The following is a 16405-nucleotide window of genomic DNA, read 5'->3' on the forward strand; positions in this document are numbered from 1 at the left end:
TCGGTCATATCGGCGCTGCCGTTCACCTTGTAGCGCAGCAGCACCATCGTTTCTTCGCGAACGCCGGGCGCGGTCATGGGCCTGGGATGCTCAGAAGGTGTGAATGAGGCCGGCGTGGCTGAGCGGGCTGCCAAAACGTGGCCGATCAGGGCGCAAGGCGCAGCCATAGCTCGGACTATGGCGAGCATTCGCAACGCAGAGCGGGCGTGTTTTGGCAGAACGAGAGGGCATGACGGACTCGTTCGACCCTTCTCAGTCCAGGCTGAGGTTGATCGAGCGGATGAGCCCGCCTCAGTCCTGGCGATCCTGGCGGAGACAGGAGGGCACGCCTTGGCGCGGCGCATGCCTCCGCGCGGCTGCTCAGCGGCCGTGCTCGAAGACGTAGAGCCCGACGTCGATCCGGCCTTCGCGGAAGCCCGCCTCGCAATAGGCCAGGTAGTACTCCCACAGGCGGTGGAAGCGCTCGTCGAAGCCCAGCGGCTGGATCGACGCCCATTGCGCCATGAAGCGGCGGCGCCACTCCGCCAGGGTCAGCGCATAGCTGTGGCCGAAGCGTTGCACCTCGGCCAGCCGCAGGCCCACCCGTTCGCCGTGCTCGCGCATCAGGGTCGGCGTGAGCAGCATGCCGCCCGGGAAGATGAAGCGCTGGATGAAGTCGGCACCGGCGCGGTACCGCGCGAAGGCCGATTCTTCGATGGTGATCGCCTGGATCACGACGCGCCCGCCGGCCGCCAGCCGGTCCTTCAGCACCTGGAAGTAGGTCGGCCACCAGGCCTCGCCCACGGCCTCGATCATCTCGATGGAGACGATGCGGTCGAACTGGCCCTGCACGTCCCGGTAGTCCTGCAGCCGCAGGTCGACGCGCTCTTGCAGGCCGGCCTGCGCCGCGCGGTCCTGGGCGCAGCGCAACTGCTCGGTGGACAGCGTGAGGCCGGTGACGAGGGCACCGGCTTGGGCGATCTGGCGCGCCAGGCCGCCCCAGCCGCAGCCGATCTCCAGCACCGACTGCTCGGGCGCCACATCGAGCAGCTCGACGATGCGACCGAGCTTGCGGGCCTGTGCGGCTTCGAGCGTCTCGTGGTCGTGGGCGTAGATGGCGCTGGAGTACTGCAGGCCCGGGTCGAGCCAGCGCTCGTAGAAGGCATTGCCCAGGTCGTAGTGGAAGGCGATGTTGTCGCGGCTGCCGCTGCGGCTGTTGTCGCGGCGCAGATGGGCCAGCCGGGCCAGCCAGCGGGCGGGCCGCATGCCGTCGATGGCACCCTGCCACGCGGCCTCGTTGGCGGCGCCGAGTTCCAGCACGGCCAGCAGGTCGGGCGTCGACCATTCGCCGTCGCGATAGGCGATGGCCAGGCCCAGGTCGCCCTGCGCCAGCAGGCGCAGCAGCGGGCGCCAGCGGTGCAGCCGGATCAGCGCCTGGGGACCGGGCAGGGCGCCGCGCGCCTCCAGCCGCTCGCCATGGGGCAACTGCACGATCAGGTGCCCGGCCTTCAGCTGCCTGAGCAGGGGGCGGATGCAGCGACGGGCCAGCAGCGCCGCCAGCAGGCCGGGCCGTCGCGAGTCGGGCGGCGGTGTCAGGTCGCAGGAGGGATCGAGGGGAGCGGTCATGGCGTGGGACGCAAGGTGGCGGACGGGCCGGAGGGCAGGGCCGGGGACTCTGCCGGCGACACGGTAACCGGATTCTGGGGAGGCGCCGGCCGGGCCACCAGGCCGACGCCCTTGAGCCACAGCTGCAGTGCCTCCCAGTGGATGGCGCCGATCACCTTGAGCGTGAGCAGCGGGTGGCTGAAGAAGGCCCGCAGCAGTGCGGCGTCGCCCAGCGGACGGGCCTGCGCGTCCAGCCGCGCCACCAGCAGCGGGCCCTGGGCGTCCACCGCATCCACGCCCACCGTCAGCGGGCTGTCGGCGCTGGCGTTCTCCTCGGGCGGGCGGATGCGGAAGCGGTAGTGCATGTCCAGCCCCAGGAAGGGCGAGACGTACAGCTGCTTGTCGCAGCGCTGCTCGATGACACCAGCGTGGTCCGCCGCGACAGGCAGCAGGTAGCTGTGGCGCTGGCCGAAGGTGTTGTTGACCTCGTAGAGGATGGCCTGCAGGCCGCCTGTGGGCGCATCGCAGAAGTACACGCTCAGCGGATTGAAGGCATAGCCGAGGATGCGCGGCATGGTCAGCAGGCGGATGCGCCCGCCCGTCGGCAGGCCGGCGGCCTGCAGTTGCTGCTCGACATGCGCGCGAGGCCCCTGCGCATCGCCGGCGCCGTAGTCACGCCAGTGCAGGCTGAACAGGTTGAAGCGCCCCAGCGAGAAGAGCCGGCTGCGCGCCGCAAGGGCCGGCACGCGGTCGATGTCCAGCAGCAGCGAATACACGCGGTAGCCCAGCCGGTGCCGCCGGGGCCGCAGGCGCTGATGCATCACGCGGCCGAGGTACAGGGCCTGTCCGTCGCCCTGTGCGGCGTCGGGCGTGCCAGCGGCCGCCGGACGCCCGCTCACGCGGCCACCTCGGCCGGCCGGGCGCCGAGGTGGATGCGCCCCGACTCGTTCGCGACCTGCCAGGGCCGGCGCACGCCGCCCAGCGCCTCGGCCACGGCCAGGCCCGACTGCAGGCCGTCCTCGTGGAAGCCCGAGCCGAAGTAGGCGCCGCAGTACCACACGCGCCGCTGGCCCTGGATCGACCACAGCGACCGTTGCGCCTCGATGGCCCGCGCGTCGAACAGCGGGTGCTCGTAGACCTGCGTACGGATCAGGTGGTCCCCATGGGGTTCCACGATGGGATTGAGCGTGACGAACAGCGGCGTCTTCTCGTCGATGCCCTGCAGGCGGTTCATCCAGTAGGTGACGCAGGGGGCGCCGTCGGGCTGGCGCCGGTCGGACAGGTAATTCCAGCTCGACCAGACGGCGCGGCGCCGCGGCATCAGCGCCGGATCGCTGTGCAGCACCGTGTGGTTGCGCGAATAGCGAAAGGCGCCCAGCAGGCGACTCTCGTCCCCGCTCGGGTCCTGCAGCATGCCCAGGGCCTGGTCGGCATGGGCGCCGACGACGATGGCGTCGAAGCGCTCGGGCCACCAGCCCGCGGCCGTGCGGACCCAGGCGCCTTCGTCGTCGCGGCGCAGCGCCACCACCGGCTGATCGAGGTACAGGCGATCCCGGAAGCCCGCCGTCAGCCGCTGCACGTAGGCGCGGCTGCCGCCCTTGACCGTGCGCCAGACGGGGCGGCCGTTGACCTGCAGCAGGTGATGGTTCTCGCAGAAGCGGATGAAGGCCTCGGTCGGGTAGCGGCCCACCTGCCCGGCGGGCGTGGACCAGATCGCCGCCGCCATCGGATAGAGGTGGTCCTCGCGGAAGGCGCGGCTGTAGCCATGGGCGTCCAGGAATTCCTCCAGCGGCTGCAGGCCGGCCTGGGCCGCGAGCGGCGGTGCCTCGCGGTAGAAGCGCATCAGGTCGCGCAGCATGGCCCAGAAGCGCGGGCGCAGCAGGTTGCGCGGCTGCGCGAACAAACCCTGCAGGTCGGTGCCGGCGTATTCGAGCGCGCCGCCGTCCTGGCTGACGGCGAAGGACATGTCCGAGGCCACCGTCGGCACCTCGAGGTGCGCGAACAGGGCGGTGAGATTGGGGTACGACGGCTCGTTGTAGACGATGAAGCCCGTGTCGACGGGCACATGGCCGCCGCCGGTGGCCGGCGCATCGACCGTGTGGCTGTGGCCACCCGGGCGGGGTTCGCTTTCGAAGACCGTCACGCGGTGGCGCGGGTTGAGCAGCCAGGCGGCGGACAGGCCGGCGATGCCGCCGCCGACCACCGCGATGTTCAGCGGCGCGTCCCCGGAGGCGACGGGCGCGGGCGGCAGGCCGGGGGCGACAGGGGTGGTCAGGCTCATCGGAACTCCAGGGTGCATGCTGCCTATACGGCCGGCCGCGGGATTTGGATTCGTGCTGTCCTACAAGGGATGCAGCCGTCGCCGTGATCCAATCCGCCGGCGGCAGCGTAAAGGCTTCCATCATGGAAGCTCGGTACCAGCCGTCGAACGTCCCCCCGCCACGGAAGCGTCCGCTGCCCGTGTCCATCGTGAACCTCGCCGACGCCCAAGCCGTACTCCCCACCTCTGCCGAACTGTGCGACCTGGTTCGCGCCGTGGCCGAGCGTCAGGACCGTACGGCCTTCGCGGTGCTGTTCAAGCACTTCGCGCCACGCGTCAAGACCTACCTCATGCGCGCCGGGGCCGACCCGGACGCCGCGGAAGACCTGGCGCAGGAGACCATGGTGGCGCTGTGGCGCAAGGCCGCGCTCTTCGATGCGCGGCAGGCCGGCGTGTCGACCTGGGTCTTCACCATCGCGCGCAACCTGCGCGTGGACCGCTACCGCCGGCAGGGCGGGGCGGTGGAGGTGCTCTCGGCCGAGCAGGCCGACCTGGATTCCATGCCCGAGGATGCCCCCGCACCGGACGAGCGCCTGCACGCCCGCCGCTGCGAGCACCGGTTGCGCGAGGCGCTGCGGCGCCTTCCGCCCGACCAGGTGCGGGTGCTCCACCTGTCTTATTTCGAGGACCAGCCGCATGCGCGGATCGCCGACGAACTCGGCATCCCCCTGGGCACGGTCAAGTCGCGCGTGCGGCTGGCCGTGGCGCATCTGCGCAAGCTGCTGGACGGCCTGGCATGACGACGGTCCGACATCACCCGACCGACGACATGTTGGTCGCACTTGCCGCGGGCACGCTGCCCGCCGGCCCGGCGGCCGTGCTGGCCTGCCATGTGGAAACCTGCCCGGCCTGCGCCGAGCGCCTGACGGAACTGGAAGCCCTGGGCGGCGCCCTGCTGGAGGAACTGCCGGATGCCGGCTTGGCGCCCGAGGCGCTGGCCCTCACGCTGGCCGCCATCGACGCGCCAGCGGCGACGCGTGTCACGCCGTCCCCTGCGCGGCGGGCGCGCGGTCACCAGCTCTCCCGTCCTGAGCTTCCGGCCGGCGCGCACTGGCCGCGTGCCCTGGACGGCTGCAGCGCCACGCCCTGGCGCTGGATCGGCCCTGGCATGCGGTGGAGCCGCCTGCACCTGCCGCAGGATCCGGCGGCCAACGTCTTCCTGCTGCGCATCGGCGCCGGCAAGTTCCTGCCGCCGCACACGCACAGCGAACTGGAACTGACCCAGGTGCTGTGGGGCAGCTTCCATGACGGCCGGGCCCTCTTCGGTCCGGGCGATTTCGATGCGGCGGACGGCGACATCCATCACCAGCCGGTGGTGCAGGCCGGCAGCGAATGCATCTGCCTCGCGTCCGTCGATGGGCGGGTGGTGTTCGACAGCTTCCTGGCGCGCACGCTGGGATCGCTCGTCGGCATGTGACCGGGCGGCACCGGCCGTCCGTTGGGGACGTACCGGTCGCCGGGGCTCGGCACTTTCCGCAGGTTCGCCACATCCAGCGGTCAGCTGGATGAAGATGAGAACCACTATCGTTTAAGATGGCGGCCCTCCGACACTGCGTGGCAGGGCGGGACGCGGTGGCCGTCGTGCCATGGCGTCCGTGGCCGGCCGCGCCATGCCCGCCGACCGTTCTCGCCTCGTTCCTCATGCCTGCCGTCTCCGACTCCGTGCAGCGCCACCTCGTGGGCGCGATGTATGTCGAACACCAGAGCTGGCTCCAGGGCTGGCTGCGCCGCAAGCTTGGCAATGCCTTCGACGCCGCCGACCTGACGCACGACACCTTCGTTCGAGTGCTCAGCCGCGACGACGCGCCGAACATCCGCGAGCCCCGCGCCTTCCTGGGCACCATCGCCCATGGCCTGATGGTCAACCTGCTGCGTCGGCGCAGCCTGGAGGCGGCCTATTTGGAGGCACTGGCCTGCCATGGCGAGGCAGCCTCGCCGTCGCCGGAGGAGCGCGCGCTGGTCGTCGACGCCCTGGTCCAGATCGATGCGCTGCTCGACGGCCTGCCGGCCAAGGTGCGCCGCGCCTTCCTGCTGCTGCAGCTCGAGGGCCTCACGCATGCCGAGATCGCCGCGCAACTGGGCGTCTCGGTCAGCTCGGTGCGGCAGTACATCGCCCGGGCCATGCAGAACTGCCTGCTGCTGCGATGACGCCGTCGCTCGACCCCGAGGTCGCCCGGGTGGCGGCGCTGTGGTTCTCCCGCGCCACCTCGGGCGAGTTCGCGGACTCCGACCGCGCGGCCTGGCTGGCCTGGCGGCGCAGCGATCCGGCCCATGAACAGGCCTGGGCGCAGGTGGAGGCGATCAGCCAGCGCTTCGGCCTGCTGCTGCCGGCAGCCGGCATGGCGGCACTGGCCCGACCGCGCCCCGAGGCGCGCCGCCGGGCGTTGCGCGCCATCGCGGCCTTGGGCGTGACGGGTGGTGCCGGCTGGCTGGCGTGGGAGCAGACGCCCTGGCGCGGCGAACCCGGCCGCTACCAGACGGCCACCGGCGAGCGGCGCTCGCTCACGCTCGAGGACGGCACCGCGCTGATGCTGAACACCGCCACGGAGGTGGCCGTCCGCATCGACGGGCAACTGCGCCGCGTGACGCTGCGCCGGGGCGAAATCCAGGTGCGCACCGCGCGCGACCCGCAGCAGCGGCCCTTCGTGGTGGCGACGCGTTTCGGCGAGCTGCGCCCTATCGGCACGCGCTTCGTGGTGCGGCAGGAGGACGAGGCCGTGCAACTGACCGTGCTGGAAGGCGCGGTGCAGGCGCAGCACACCCCGGCCGCGGCCACGCCGCCGGTACGGGTGGACGCCGGCCGCAGCGTCCGGCTGGACCGCCACGGCGTCGGCCCGGTGCAGCCCGCGCCGGAGAGTGCCGATGCCTGGACCCAGAGCCTGCTGTTGGCCGACGGCATGCGGCTGGCGGACTTCACCGCCGAGCTCTCGCGCTACCGGCCCGGCTTGCTGTCCTGCGACCCGGCCGTCGGCGCGCTGCGGCTGTCGGGCGCCTTTCCGCTGGACGACACCGACCGCGCCCTGGCGGCGGCCACGCGCGCGCTGCCGGTGCGGGTCCATCGCCTGACGCGCTGGTGGGTGCGCATCGGTCCCGCCTGATCGGCCCTTTGAAAGTTTTTTTCGGGCGGGGCCTGTCACTTTCGGCGCTTCGATTGGCAAGGAGGTGAACGACATCATCTCCAGGAGAAGCCCATGGCCCAGCGCCACCGCCGACCGCGCTCTTGCGCGCCCTCTCGATCCCTGATCCGTCCGACGGCACAGGCCGTCATGGCCGCGCTGGCCCTGCAGCTGGCGGGCACCGCCGTCGCCTGGGCGCAGGCGGGCCCTGCTGGCGCGGCGGTGGCCACGCAGCGGGACATCCCCGCCGGGCCGTTGGGCCGGACGCTGTCGCTCTATGCGGCGCAGGCCGGCATCGTGCTGTCCTTCGACGCCGCGCTGACGGACGGGCTCGCCTCCCGCGGCCTGTCCGGCCGCTACACGGTGCAGCAGGGCTTCGACACACTGCTGGCCGGCACCGGGCTGGAGGCGCTGCGCGCCACCGACGGCAGCTACGCGCTGCGCAGGTCGCCCACGGCCGCCCGCAACGGCGCGCAGCAAGCTGGGGCCGCCGCCTCGCTGCCGCCGCTGACCGTCAGCGCGGAGGCACAGAGCGCCGGATCGACCTTCGGCCCCCAGGCCCGGCGCAATACGACGGCCACCAAGACCGACACACCCAACATCGAGGTCGCCCAGGCCATCAGCGTGGTCACCCGCGACCAGATGGACGAGCAGGGCGCCGCACCCGCGCTGCAGGACGCCCTGCGCTACACGCCGGGCCTGATCGGCACGCGCGGCGTCAACCTCACCGACGACTCGTTCAACGTGCGGGGCTTCGCGGCAGGGCTGGCCACGTCGTCCAACACGCCGGTGTTTCGCGACGGGCTGCGCCAGGCGCCGGCGATGTATGCCTCGACCGTCGAGCCCTACGGCCTGGAGCGCATCGACGTGCTGCGCGGGCCGGGCTCGGTGCTGTTCGGGCAGGTCACGCCCGGCGGGCTGGTCAACGTGGTCTCCAAGCGGCCGACCGCCGACACGCTGCGCGAGGTCGACCTGCAGGCCGGCAGCCACAACCACCGCCAGCTCGGCCTGGACCTGGGCGGCAAGCTCGACGACGCGGGCGAGTGGACCTACCGCCTGACGGCCATGGCGCGCGACGCCGACACTCAGACCCGCTACATCCCCAACGACCGGCAGTACGTCGCGCCGGCCATCACCTGGCGTCCGTCGGCCCGCACTTCGCTCACGCTGCTGGCCAGCTACCAGAACACCGACACGGCCTACAACTGGGGCCTGCCGGTCGCCGGCACGTTGCTGCCCAACCGCAACGGCCAGCTGCCGCGCAGCACCTTCACCGGCGAGCCGGGCTTCGACCGCTATAACACCCGCACCTGGACGCTGGGCTACCTGTTCGAGCACCAGTTCGACGACACCTGGACCGTGCGGCAGAACGCCCGCTGGTACCAGTCGGACATGACCTGGGACTCGGCCTATGGCTCGGGCCTGCAGGCGGCCAACCAGCGCCGCCTCAACCGCTTCGCCTTCATCCGCTCGGACGACTACAAGTCCTTCAACATCGACACGCAGGTGCAAGCCAAATGGCGCCACGGCGTCTTCGAGCACACCACGCTGGCGGGCATCGACTATGCCGACGTGCCCTGGGTGCGCAACGAGCGCCGCGGCACGGTCGGGGCGCTCGACCTCTATGCGCCGGTGTACGGCTCGGCCATCGTCCCCAACTTCCAGCCGAGCCGTGTGCTCAAGACCGATTCGAGCCAGCTCGGCGTCTACCTGCAGGAGCAGGTCAAGATCGACCGCCAGTGGGTGCTCATGGCCGGTGTGCGGCACGACAGCGCGCGTAGCGACATCACCGGCCGGGTGACCAACGGCTCGGCCACCAGCCCGATCACGCCGGTCAACCTCCGCGACAACGTCTCGGCCACCACGGGCCGCGTCGGCGCGGTCTACCTGATGGACAGTGGCTGGGCGCCGTACCTGAGCGCCGCCACCTCCTTCGAGCCCGAGGCCGGTGCGCTCGACTACAACAACAACCCCTTCAAGCCCACCCGCGGGCGGCAGTACGAGGCGGGCATCAAGTACGAATCGCCGGACAGCCCGGTGTCGATGACGGCGGCGGTTTTCGACCTGCGCCGCACCAACGTGCTCACCACCGATCCCGACCATCCCGGCTATTCGGTGCAGGCGGGCGAGATCAAGTCCCGCGGCCTGGAGCTCGAGGCCAAGGCCCGCATCGGCCGCGCCTTCGAACTGATGGGCGCCTACAGCTACACCGACGCAGAGATCACGCGCAGCAACAACGGCGACCAGGGCACCGCGCCGCCCGGCGTGCCCAGGCACAACCTGTCGGTGTGGGCCAGCTACCGCCTGCCGCAGGACATCCTGCCCGGCGTGAAGGTGGGCCTGGGCGTGCGCCGCGTCATCGGCACCAGCGGCTATGTGCTGGGCAGCACGCCCACGCCGGCCGAGTTGCCGGCCTACACGGTGATCGACGCGCTGATCGGCTACGACCGCGGGCCCTGGAGCATCACGCTCAACGTGGGCAACCTGTTCGACAAGACCTACGTGCAGTCCTGCTACTACGCGACCACCACCTGCTTCTACGGCGACGGCCGCAACGCCATCGTGCGGGCCACCTACCGCTGGTGACCGGCGTGCGTCGCCTTGGGCGCGCGCATGTCGTGGCGCTGCACCGCTATGTCGGGCTGCTGATGGCGGCCTTCCTGGTCGTGGCCGCCGCCACGGGCAGCGTGCTGGCCTTCCGGGACGAGCTGGACGAATGGCTGGCGCCCGAACTGTTCGTCGCCCGTTCGGCTGCCTCGGCGCCGCTGCTGGATCCTTTCGTGCTGCGCGCCCGCGTGGCGCAGCAGGTGGCGCCGCAGGGCCGGGTGGATGCCCTGGTGCTCGACCTGCGTCCGGGCCGGACCGCGCGCTTTCCCGTCGCGCCGAATCCCGACGGCGCCGGTGGCTTCCACAGGCTGGACTACGACGAGGTGTTCGTGGACCCGCACACCGGCGCCATTCAGGGCGGCCGCGCCCGCGAGGCCATCGCCTTCACGGCGCAGCAGGCCGTGCCGCTGCTCTACAAGGTGCATCACAGCCTGGCGCTGCCGGGCATCTGGGGCACGCTGCTGCTGGGCGTGATCTCGCTGCTGTGGACATTGGACTGCTTCGTCGGCGCCTGGCTGACCTTTCCCAAGGGTCAGCCCTTCCTGACCAAATGGAAGCCTGCGTGGTGGGTGAAGTGGCGTGCAGGAGCGCACCGGGCCACGCTGGACCTGCACCGCGCCGGTGGCCTGTGGCTGTGGGCCGTGCTTCTGTTGTTCGCCTGGTCGAGCGTGATGTTCAACCTCCGCGAGCCGGTGTTCCGGCCAGTGATGGGCGTGGTGTTCCCTTTCGACGACTCCTGGCGCACCGTGCCCATGCGTCCGAAGCCCGTCGTCGCGCCGCGGCTGGACTGGCCGGCGGCGCATGCCGCCGCACGGCTTGCCATGCAGGACATGGCGGCCGAGGTCGGCTTCGCCGTCGACCGGGAGGACCGCCTGCAGCTCGACCGGCGCCGCGGCGTCTATGCCTACCTCGTGCATTCGACGGTGGACCTGCGCAGCGACGCCGGCAACACCGCCGTCCTGATCGACGCCGACACCGGGGCGCCGATGGGGCGCTGGCTGCCCACTGGGGGCCCCACGGGCAACACGGTCAGCAACTGGATGGGCGCGCTGCACATGGCGCAGGTCTTCGGGCGGCCCTACCAGGTCTTCGTCTTCGTGCTGGGCATCGCCGTGGTCGTCATCACGGTCACGGGCGTGATGGTGTGGCAGAAGAAGCGCAGGGCCCGAATCCTCAGCCGCGCCAGGCGAGCGTGAGCCGCGTCGCCAGCGCCGAGGCCACGCCGGTCACGAAGGTGCCCCAGATCAGGTCGGCCACGGTCACCTGCCAGGGCCATTGCTTGAGCGTGGCCTGGTTGGTGAGGTCGTAGGTGGCGTAGCAGATGAGGCCCAGCAGCGCGCCCATGGCCAGCGCCTGCAGGGGCTTGCGGGCTTCCAGCGCCGGGGCGATGGCGAAGACCACCATGCCCACCAGGTACAGCAGGTAGAAGATGACCGCGGGCGCCACCGAAAAGCCGTCCGCCATCAGGTGGCCGATGGAGGGCCGGTACAGGCGCGACGCCATCGTGCCCAGCCAGATCGCGTCCAGGCCGAGGAAGACGACAGCGGCGATGCCGTAGGCGGTGAGGTAGTGCGAAAAGGGCAGGGCCATGGTCGTTCGGCGGGGAGGGTGGATGAATGAAGTGCGCTCAGCGCAGGCGATAGCTCAGCAGCTTGCCGCCTTCGAGCGTGCCGTCCAGGCCCACCCAGCGGCCGCCGCCGTCGTACCAGAGGTCGATGCGCTGTTTGAGCGCCACGATGCGCCAGCGCTGTGCTTCGACCGACTGGCCGCGCACGTCGATGCTGGCGGCTGGCAGCGGCTCGATGCGCACTGCCTCCAGCTTGCCAGTCTGGGCATTGAGCAGCTCGCGCTGCTTCAGGATCGCGCGGTTCCAGTAGGCGAAGCTCATGGCGCAGCCGGCCAGCAGCGGGTCGCCGGGCTCCAGCCGCACGGCGAGCTTGTCGCCGTTGTCGTCGGTGTCGGCGCTGAGGGACTTCAGGCAGTCGCCCTGCCAGCGCTCCTGCGCCTGATGGCGGTAGCGGTAGACGGTGATGCCCAGCAGCTTGACGTCGAAACGGGCGTCGCTGCGCAGGCTGCGGGCGCCGCCGTCCTGCGTCTCCAGCGTGAAGACATGCTGGCCGATGGGCTTGCCGTCGAGGAATGCTTCGAAGGACCAGACCTGCTGCGCCAGGGAGCAGACGGGCAGGGTGAGGGCGATCAGAGCCAGCGCGGTGCGCAGGCGCCGGGGTGTGCATCTGGATTCGTGCACAGCGCTGTCACCGCCTGCGGCGGTCGGGCGCGTCATCATGCCGCGCGCCGCCGCGGCGGCCAGGGAATGAAGGCGCTGGTGCGGGCCACGTAGTCGCGGTAGGCCGGGCGGCGTGCGCTCAGGTCCTTCTCCAGCAGCGTCACGCCCGACACACGCAGCAGCATGAAGGTGATCAGCACCGGCGAGACGAAGCACCAGAGCGCGCCCGCGCCGCCGGCCTCCAGCGTCATCAGCGCCAGGCCCCACCACACGCAGCTCTCGCCGAAGTAGTTGGGGTGGCGGGTGTAGTGCCACAGGCCCTGGTCCATGACCGCATGGCCGCCTTTGTGCTTCGCGCGGAAGCCGGCCATCTGCGCATCCGCGACCGCCTCGAACACGATGCCGAACAGCACCAGCGCCCCCCCCAGCAGGTCGAGCGCGCCAAAAGGGCGGTTGCCTGCCATGCCGGCCAGCAGGGGGGCCGAGATGATCCAGCCCAGCACCCACTGCAGGCCGAACACGATGACCAGGCTCTTCCAGGCGAAGGCCGGGCCATGGCGCTCGCGCATCTCGGCATAGCGGCGATCCTCGCCATGGCCCCAGTTGCGCCAGCTGATGTAGACGCACAGGCGCAGCGCCCAGGCCAGCGCGAGGCCCAGCATCACGATGCGGCGTGTGGGATCGGTAGCCGGCATGGCGGACGCATAGGCCAGCGCCGGCACCGTGATCAGCCAGGGCCAGATGCGGTCGGCCAGGCTGGCGTCGCGCTTCCACAGGCTGGCCAACCAACCGGCCAGCGCGACCGGCAGCGACACCAGAAGACCCATAAGCGCGGCGTGGAGCATGGTCCGATCCTCAGCGCTTCTGGAACAGGTAGTGGCCCACCCACCAGCGCTGGCCTTCGTCCCAGCCGAAGAGCTCTTCGACCGAGAGGAAGAACAGGCGCCAGCGCATCCACCAGCGGTCGGCCTCGTTGGCGCCATAGGCGGCCGCGATGACGGGCAGGAGCTCGGGCCGGTGGGCGTCCATGTTGTCCAGCCAGGCGCGGGCGGTGCGGGCGTAGTGCCGGCCGTCCCAGCGCCAGCGGTCGACCAGCCGAAGGTCGTCCTGGCACTGCATCGCCAGGTCGTCGCTGGGCATCATGCCGCCGGCGAAGAAGTAGCGCGTCATCCAGTCGCTGGCGTCGCGCTCGACGAAGGGGTAGGGCGCCTCCTTGTGCACGAAGACGTGCATGAAGAAGCGGCCTTCGGGCGAGAGCCACTTGGCCACGCGGGCGAAGGCGGCTGGCCAGTTGCGCAGGTGCTCGAACATCTCCACCGACACGATGCGGTCGAAGCGCTCGTCGGTGTCGAAGGCGTTGACGTCGCAGGTGATGACCTTGAGGTTGCACAGGTGCCGCCGCGCCGCCTGTCCTTCGATGTAGGCCCGCTGCGAATGCGAGTTCGACACCACCGTGATCGGGCTGGCCGGGTAGCGCGCCGCCATGTAGAGCGACAGCGAGCCCCAGCCACAGCCCAGCTCCAGGATGCGCTGGCCGTTGACCAGGCCGGCGCGCTCGCAGGTGGTGGCCAGTGCGGCGGCCTCGGCGGCGTCGAGGTCCTCGATGCCCGGGCCCCATTCGCAGCAGCTGTACTTGCGGTGGGCGCCCAGCACGCCGCCGAAGAAATCGGCTGGCACCTCGTAGTGCTGCTCGTTGGCCTTCTCGGGCAGCGGCGCGAGCGGGGCGGTGCGCATGCTGGCGAGGAAGTCGCGGGTCTGCTGGGCCACGGCTTCGGCGTCGCCGCAGCGCAGTTCCTCGATGCGCTCGCGGATCAGGCGGCGGATGCCGAGGCGGATCACGCTGTCGGGCACATAGCCCTGTTCGACCCAGCGGATGGCGGTGGCGGTGTTGTCACGGGGCATGGCGGTGTTCGTGTCGCGTTGGGACGAAAGCGTGTGTGTCCGTCTGTACGCAGGCTGCGGGCTTTTGGATTTGCAGAGGGTGGTCAACGGGCGGCTGTGGACAATGGTCCGGATGCTCCTGCGCCTCTCGAATCGCCATTCCCCCCGCGCCTGCGCGCTGGCGGGTGCTCTTCTTCTGGCCGGTTGTGCGTCGACGCCGCCGACCGCGCCGCCGCCCACGACGACCCGCACGCCCGGGGCGCCTGCTGCGAGCGTGGCGAGGCCGCCGGCCGATGTGCCGCCGCCGGCACGGGCCCAGGTCGATGACCGGACGCCCGCATTTGCGGTATGGTTGTCGCAGTTCCGCCAACAGGCGCTCGCCGCCGGCATTCAGGAGTCGACGCTGCGCGCTGCGCTGGAGCCGGCGCGCTACCTGCCCGCCGTCGTCGAGCGTGACCGCAGCCAGCCCGAGTTCACCCGCAGCGTGTGGGACTACCTGGACACCGCCGTCTCACCGCAGCGCGTGACCCGCGGCCAGGCCAAGCGGCAGGAAGCGGCGGCCGCTGCCGATGCCGCCGCGGCGCGCTACGGCGTGCCGGCCGAGGTGCTGGTGGCCGTCTGGGGCATGGAAAGCAACTTCGGCAGCAACTACGGCGACATCTCCACCATCGACGCGCTGGCCACCCTCGGCTTCGACGGCCGGCGCGCGGACTGGGCGCGGCAGCAGCTGATCGCGGCCCTGCGCATCGTGCAGAACGGCGACATCGACGCCGCCCACATGATCGGCTCCTGGGCCGGTGCCATGGGGCAGACCCAGTTCCTGCCGACCAACTTCCTGGCCTATGCAGTCGACGCCGACGGCGACGGTCGCCGCGACATCTGGGGCAGCATGGCCGACGTGATGGCCTCCACCGGCAATTTTTTGATGCGCGAAGGCTGGCAGCGCGGGCAGACCTGGGGCAGCGAGGTGCGCCTGCCGACCGGCTTCGATCTGGCACGGGCCGACCCGTCGGTGCGGCAGTCCTCTGTGCAATGGGCGGCTGAAGGCTTGAGCGCCGCGACGGGCGGCCCGCTGCCCGAGCTGAGCGACGCATCCGTGCTGCTGCCCGCCGGCGCGCGCGGCCCCGCCTTCCTGGTCGGCCCCAACTTCCGCGCGCTGCTGCGCTACAACAACGCCACCAGCTACGCGCTGGGCGTCGGCCTGCTGGCGCAGCGCATCGCAGGCGGGCTCGGCGTGATCGCCGAATGGCCGCGCGACCTGCAGCCGCTGGGCCGCAGCGACATGCTGGCGCTGCAGCAGGCCCTGGCCGCACGCGGCTTCGACCCCGGCACGCCGGACGGCCTGCTCGGCCCGGCCACCCGAGGCGCCATCCGCGCCTGGCAGCGCAGCAGCGGCCAGCCGGCGGACGGCTATCCCACGCAGCAGATGCTCCAGCAACTGCGCGGGCACTGAACCTGCATGCCTTGTTGCCGATGAAGGACCTGAGCCCCGACGACCGCGCCCTCATTGCCCAGTGCGAGCAGGCCTCGCTGGACCTGCTGGTGCGCAACCTCTCGCCGCACGGCATCCTGGCGGCCAGCCGCACCGAGGCGGCGGTGGCGCGGCGCTACACGCGCATCTTTGGCCGCGACGCGGCCATCTGCATCATGGCCATGGCCGGCAGCGGCGTGCCGGCGCTGGAGGAAGGCGCCATCGCCAGCGTGCAGGCCCTGGCCGACCAGCAGGCGGCCAACGGGCAGATTCCCAAGTACGTGGATCCCGAAGGCCAGGACGCCGATTTCTGGTACCTCGGCTGCATCGACGCCACGCTGTGGTGGCTGATCGCCATCGACCACCTGCGCGGCCTGGGCCGCGTGCCGGGCGGACGATGGGCCGCCGGCGAAGCGCTGGCCATCCAATGGCTGCTGGCGCAGGAGCACCAGCACTTCCGTCTGCTCCAGCAGAACGAGGCCAGCGACTGGGCGGACATCATGCCCCGCTCGGGCTTCGTGCTCTACACCAATGCGCTGTGGTACGAGGTCAAGCGCCGCTTCGGTCTGGCCCATACGGACGCGACGAAGCACCACTTCAACCACCTCTTCAACCCCTTCCAGCGCGACCTGCCCGAGTACCACCGCGCCCGGCTGCTGCGCCACTATGCGCGGCGCGGGCGGCGCGACCCGGGCATGTACCTGAGCTTCGTCAACCTGTCGGTGGTGGGCGACGAGGGTGACGTGTTCGGCAATGTGCTGGCCATCCAGAGCGGGCTGGCCGATGCGGACATGGCGTCCAGCATCGTGCAGCGCATCGGCGAGGCGGCGGCGAGCGAGCCCTGGCCGGTGCGGGTGGTGCTGCATCCGCTGTCGCAGCAGCATCCGCTGTGGCGGCCCTACATGGGGCGCCACCAGCAGAACTACCTGCACCAGTACCACAACGGCGGCATCTGGCCCTTCGTCGGCGGCTTCTGGCTGATGGTGCTGGCGCAGCTCGGTCTGCACGACCAGGCGAGCGCCGAGCTGGTGAAGCTGGCCCGGGCCAATGCGCACGACGACTGGCGCTTCACCGAGTGGTTCCACGGCAAGACGCTGGCGCCCATGGGCATGGCGGGGCAGAGCTGGAATGCAGCCGCCTTCCTGATGGCATCGAAGGCCGTGCGCGACTCGGCGCCGGCCGCCGCGCGGGCCGGCTGA

General features: G+C 71.1%; 15 protein-coding genes. 8 read left to right on the forward strand and 7 right to left on the reverse strand.

All coding sequences use genetic code 11. From position 1 onward, the window contains the following. Window positions 1-360 precede the first annotated feature (360 nt). From DFR41_RS24675 to DFR41_RS24685, 3 genes are read right to left on the reverse strand one after another with little or no spacing between them, the layout of a single operon-like run. Complete coding sequence (locus tag DFR41_RS24675; RefSeq protein ID WP_114804683.1) at window positions 361-1605, reverse strand: SAM-dependent methyltransferase; 1245 nt, start codon at window positions 1603-1605, stop codon at window positions 361-363. Beyond that, on the reverse strand, window positions 1602-2483 hold the full coding sequence (locus DFR41_RS24680) for a DUF1365 domain-containing protein (protein ID WP_017757050.1): 882 nt from the start codon (window positions 2481-2483) through the stop codon (window positions 1602-1604). Before DFR41_RS24680 ends, DFR41_RS24675 begins: the two co-directional genes overlap by 4 nt. Beyond that, a complete protein-coding gene (locus DFR41_RS24685) occupies window positions 2480-3865 on the reverse strand; it encodes an NAD(P)/FAD-dependent oxidoreductase (protein WP_114804684.1) in 1386 nt (461 codons plus the stop codon). Before DFR41_RS24685 ends, DFR41_RS24680 begins: the two co-directional genes overlap by 4 nt. Window positions 3866-4044: 179 nt before the next feature. Here DFR41_RS24685 and DFR41_RS24690 point away from each other — a divergent pair, with 179 nt between their 5' ends. From DFR41_RS24690 to DFR41_RS24715, 6 genes are all read left to right on the forward strand, one after another. Further along, window positions 4045-4644: a sigma-70 family RNA polymerase sigma factor gene (locus DFR41_RS24690; protein WP_052383735.1), complete on the forward strand. Its 600-nt coding sequence runs from the start codon at window positions 4045-4047 to the stop codon at window positions 4642-4644. Beyond that, complete coding sequence (locus DFR41_RS24695; protein ID WP_114804686.1) at window positions 4641-5321, forward strand: ChrR family anti-sigma-E factor; 681 nt, start codon at window positions 4641-4643, stop codon at window positions 5319-5321. Before DFR41_RS24690 ends, DFR41_RS24695 begins: the two co-directional genes overlap by 4 nt. 224 nt (window positions 5322-5545) lie before the next feature. Continuing rightward, window positions 5546-6052: a sigma-70 family RNA polymerase sigma factor gene (locus DFR41_RS24700; RefSeq protein WP_114804687.1), complete on the forward strand. Its 507-nt coding sequence runs from the start codon at window positions 5546-5548 to the stop codon at window positions 6050-6052. Further along, window positions 6049-7002 carry a FecR domain-containing protein gene (locus tag DFR41_RS24705; RefSeq protein WP_114804688.1) on the forward strand — a complete coding sequence of 318 codons (954 nt, stop codon included), beginning with the start codon at window positions 6049-6051 and terminating at the stop codon, window positions 7000-7002. The genes DFR41_RS24700 and DFR41_RS24705 overlap by 4 nt, the downstream gene beginning before the upstream one ends. Window positions 7003-7095: 93 nt before the next feature. Further along, window positions 7096-9606 carry a TonB-dependent siderophore receptor gene (locus DFR41_RS24710; RefSeq protein ID WP_114804689.1) on the forward strand — a complete coding sequence of 837 codons (2511 nt, stop codon included), beginning with the start codon at window positions 7096-7098 and terminating at the stop codon, window positions 9604-9606. Then, window positions 9603-10823 carry a PepSY-associated TM helix domain-containing protein gene (locus tag DFR41_RS24715; protein WP_244917866.1) on the forward strand — a complete coding sequence of 407 codons (1221 nt, stop codon included), beginning with the start codon at window positions 9603-9605 and terminating at the stop codon, window positions 10821-10823. Before DFR41_RS24710 ends, DFR41_RS24715 begins: the two co-directional genes overlap by 4 nt. On the opposite strand, the gene DFR41_RS24720 is transcribed toward DFR41_RS24715, so the two are convergent. From DFR41_RS24720 to DFR41_RS24735, 4 genes are read right to left on the reverse strand one after another with little or no spacing between them, the layout of a single operon-like run. Further along, complete coding sequence (locus DFR41_RS24720; protein ID WP_114804690.1) at window positions 10801-11217, reverse strand: DUF2177 family protein; 417 nt, start codon at window positions 11215-11217, stop codon at window positions 10801-10803. The genes DFR41_RS24715 and DFR41_RS24720 overlap by 23 nt on opposite strands. Window positions 11218-11254: 37 nt before the next feature. Continuing rightward, window positions 11255-11875 (reverse strand): DUF6134 family protein, encoded by a 621-nt coding sequence (locus DFR41_RS24725; RefSeq protein WP_147284426.1) that lies wholly within the window; start codon window positions 11873-11875, stop codon window positions 11255-11257. A gap of 35 nt (window positions 11876-11910) precedes the next feature. Then, on the reverse strand, window positions 11911-12699 hold the full coding sequence (locus tag DFR41_RS24730) for a DUF1295 domain-containing protein (RefSeq protein WP_114804692.1): 789 nt from the start codon (window positions 12697-12699) through the stop codon (window positions 11911-11913). Window positions 12700-12709: 10 nt separating this feature from the next. Beyond that, window positions 12710-13756 (reverse strand): SAM-dependent methyltransferase, encoded by a 1047-nt coding sequence (locus DFR41_RS24735; RefSeq protein WP_017758262.1) that lies wholly within the window; start codon window positions 13754-13756, stop codon window positions 12710-12712. Between the two features lie 103 nt (window positions 13757-13859). Here DFR41_RS24735 and DFR41_RS24740 point away from each other — a divergent pair, with 103 nt between their 5' ends. Both DFR41_RS24740 and DFR41_RS24745 read left to right on the forward strand, forming a co-directional pair. Beyond that, window positions 13860-15188 (forward strand): lytic murein transglycosylase, encoded by a 1329-nt coding sequence (locus DFR41_RS24740; RefSeq protein ID WP_114804693.1) that lies wholly within the window; start codon window positions 13860-13862, stop codon window positions 15186-15188. Window positions 15189-15208: 20 nt separating this feature from the next. Next, entirely contained in the window at window positions 15209-16405 is a 1197-nt protein-coding gene (locus DFR41_RS24745; RefSeq protein WP_114804694.1) for an amylo-alpha-1,6-glucosidase, read from the forward strand.

Origin of the sequence: Pseudacidovorax intermedius (assembly GCF_003350475.1) — a bacterium.
GTDB classification, from domain to species: Bacteria; Pseudomonadota; Gammaproteobacteria; order Burkholderiales; family Burkholderiaceae_C; genus Xenophilus; species Xenophilus intermedius.

Excerpts from the sequence above, each read along its gene's own strand:
- DFR41_RS24675 (WP_114804683.1), bottom strand. The coding sequence starts at position 1,605 with ATGACCGCTCCCCTCGATCCCTCCTGCGACCTGACACCGCCGCCCGAC.
- DFR41_RS24685 (WP_114804684.1), bottom strand. The coding sequence starts at position 3,865 with ATGAGCCTGACCACCCCTGTCGCCCCCGGCCTGCCGCCCGCGCCCGTC.
- DFR41_RS24695 (WP_114804686.1), top strand. The coding sequence starts at position 4,641 with ATGACGACGGTCCGACATCACCCGACCGACGACATGTTGGTCGCACTT.
- DFR41_RS24700 (WP_114804687.1), top strand. The coding sequence starts at position 5,546 with ATGCCTGCCGTCTCCGACTCCGTGCAGCGCCACCTCGTGGGCGCGATG.
- DFR41_RS24705 (WP_114804688.1), top strand. The coding sequence starts at position 6,049 with ATGACGCCGTCGCTCGACCCCGAGGTCGCCCGGGTGGCGGCGCTGTGG.
- DFR41_RS24710 (WP_114804689.1), top strand. The coding sequence starts at position 7,096 with ATGGCCCAGCGCCACCGCCGACCGCGCTCTTGCGCGCCCTCTCGATCC.
- DFR41_RS24720 (WP_114804690.1), bottom strand. The coding sequence starts at position 11,217 with ATGGCCCTGCCCTTTTCGCACTACCTCACCGCCTACGGCATCGCCGCT.
- DFR41_RS24730 (WP_114804692.1), bottom strand. The coding sequence starts at position 12,699 with ATGCTCCACGCCGCGCTTATGGGTCTTCTGGTGTCGCTGCCGGTCGCG.
- DFR41_RS24735 (WP_017758262.1), bottom strand. The coding sequence starts at position 13,756 with ATGCCCCGTGACAACACCGCCACCGCCATCCGCTGGGTCGAACAGGGC.
- DFR41_RS24740 (WP_114804693.1), top strand. The coding sequence starts at position 13,860 with ATGGTCCGGATGCTCCTGCGCCTCTCGAATCGCCATTCCCCCCGCGCC.
- DFR41_RS24745 (WP_114804694.1), top strand. The coding sequence starts at position 15,209 with ATGAAGGACCTGAGCCCCGACGACCGCGCCCTCATTGCCCAGTGCGAG.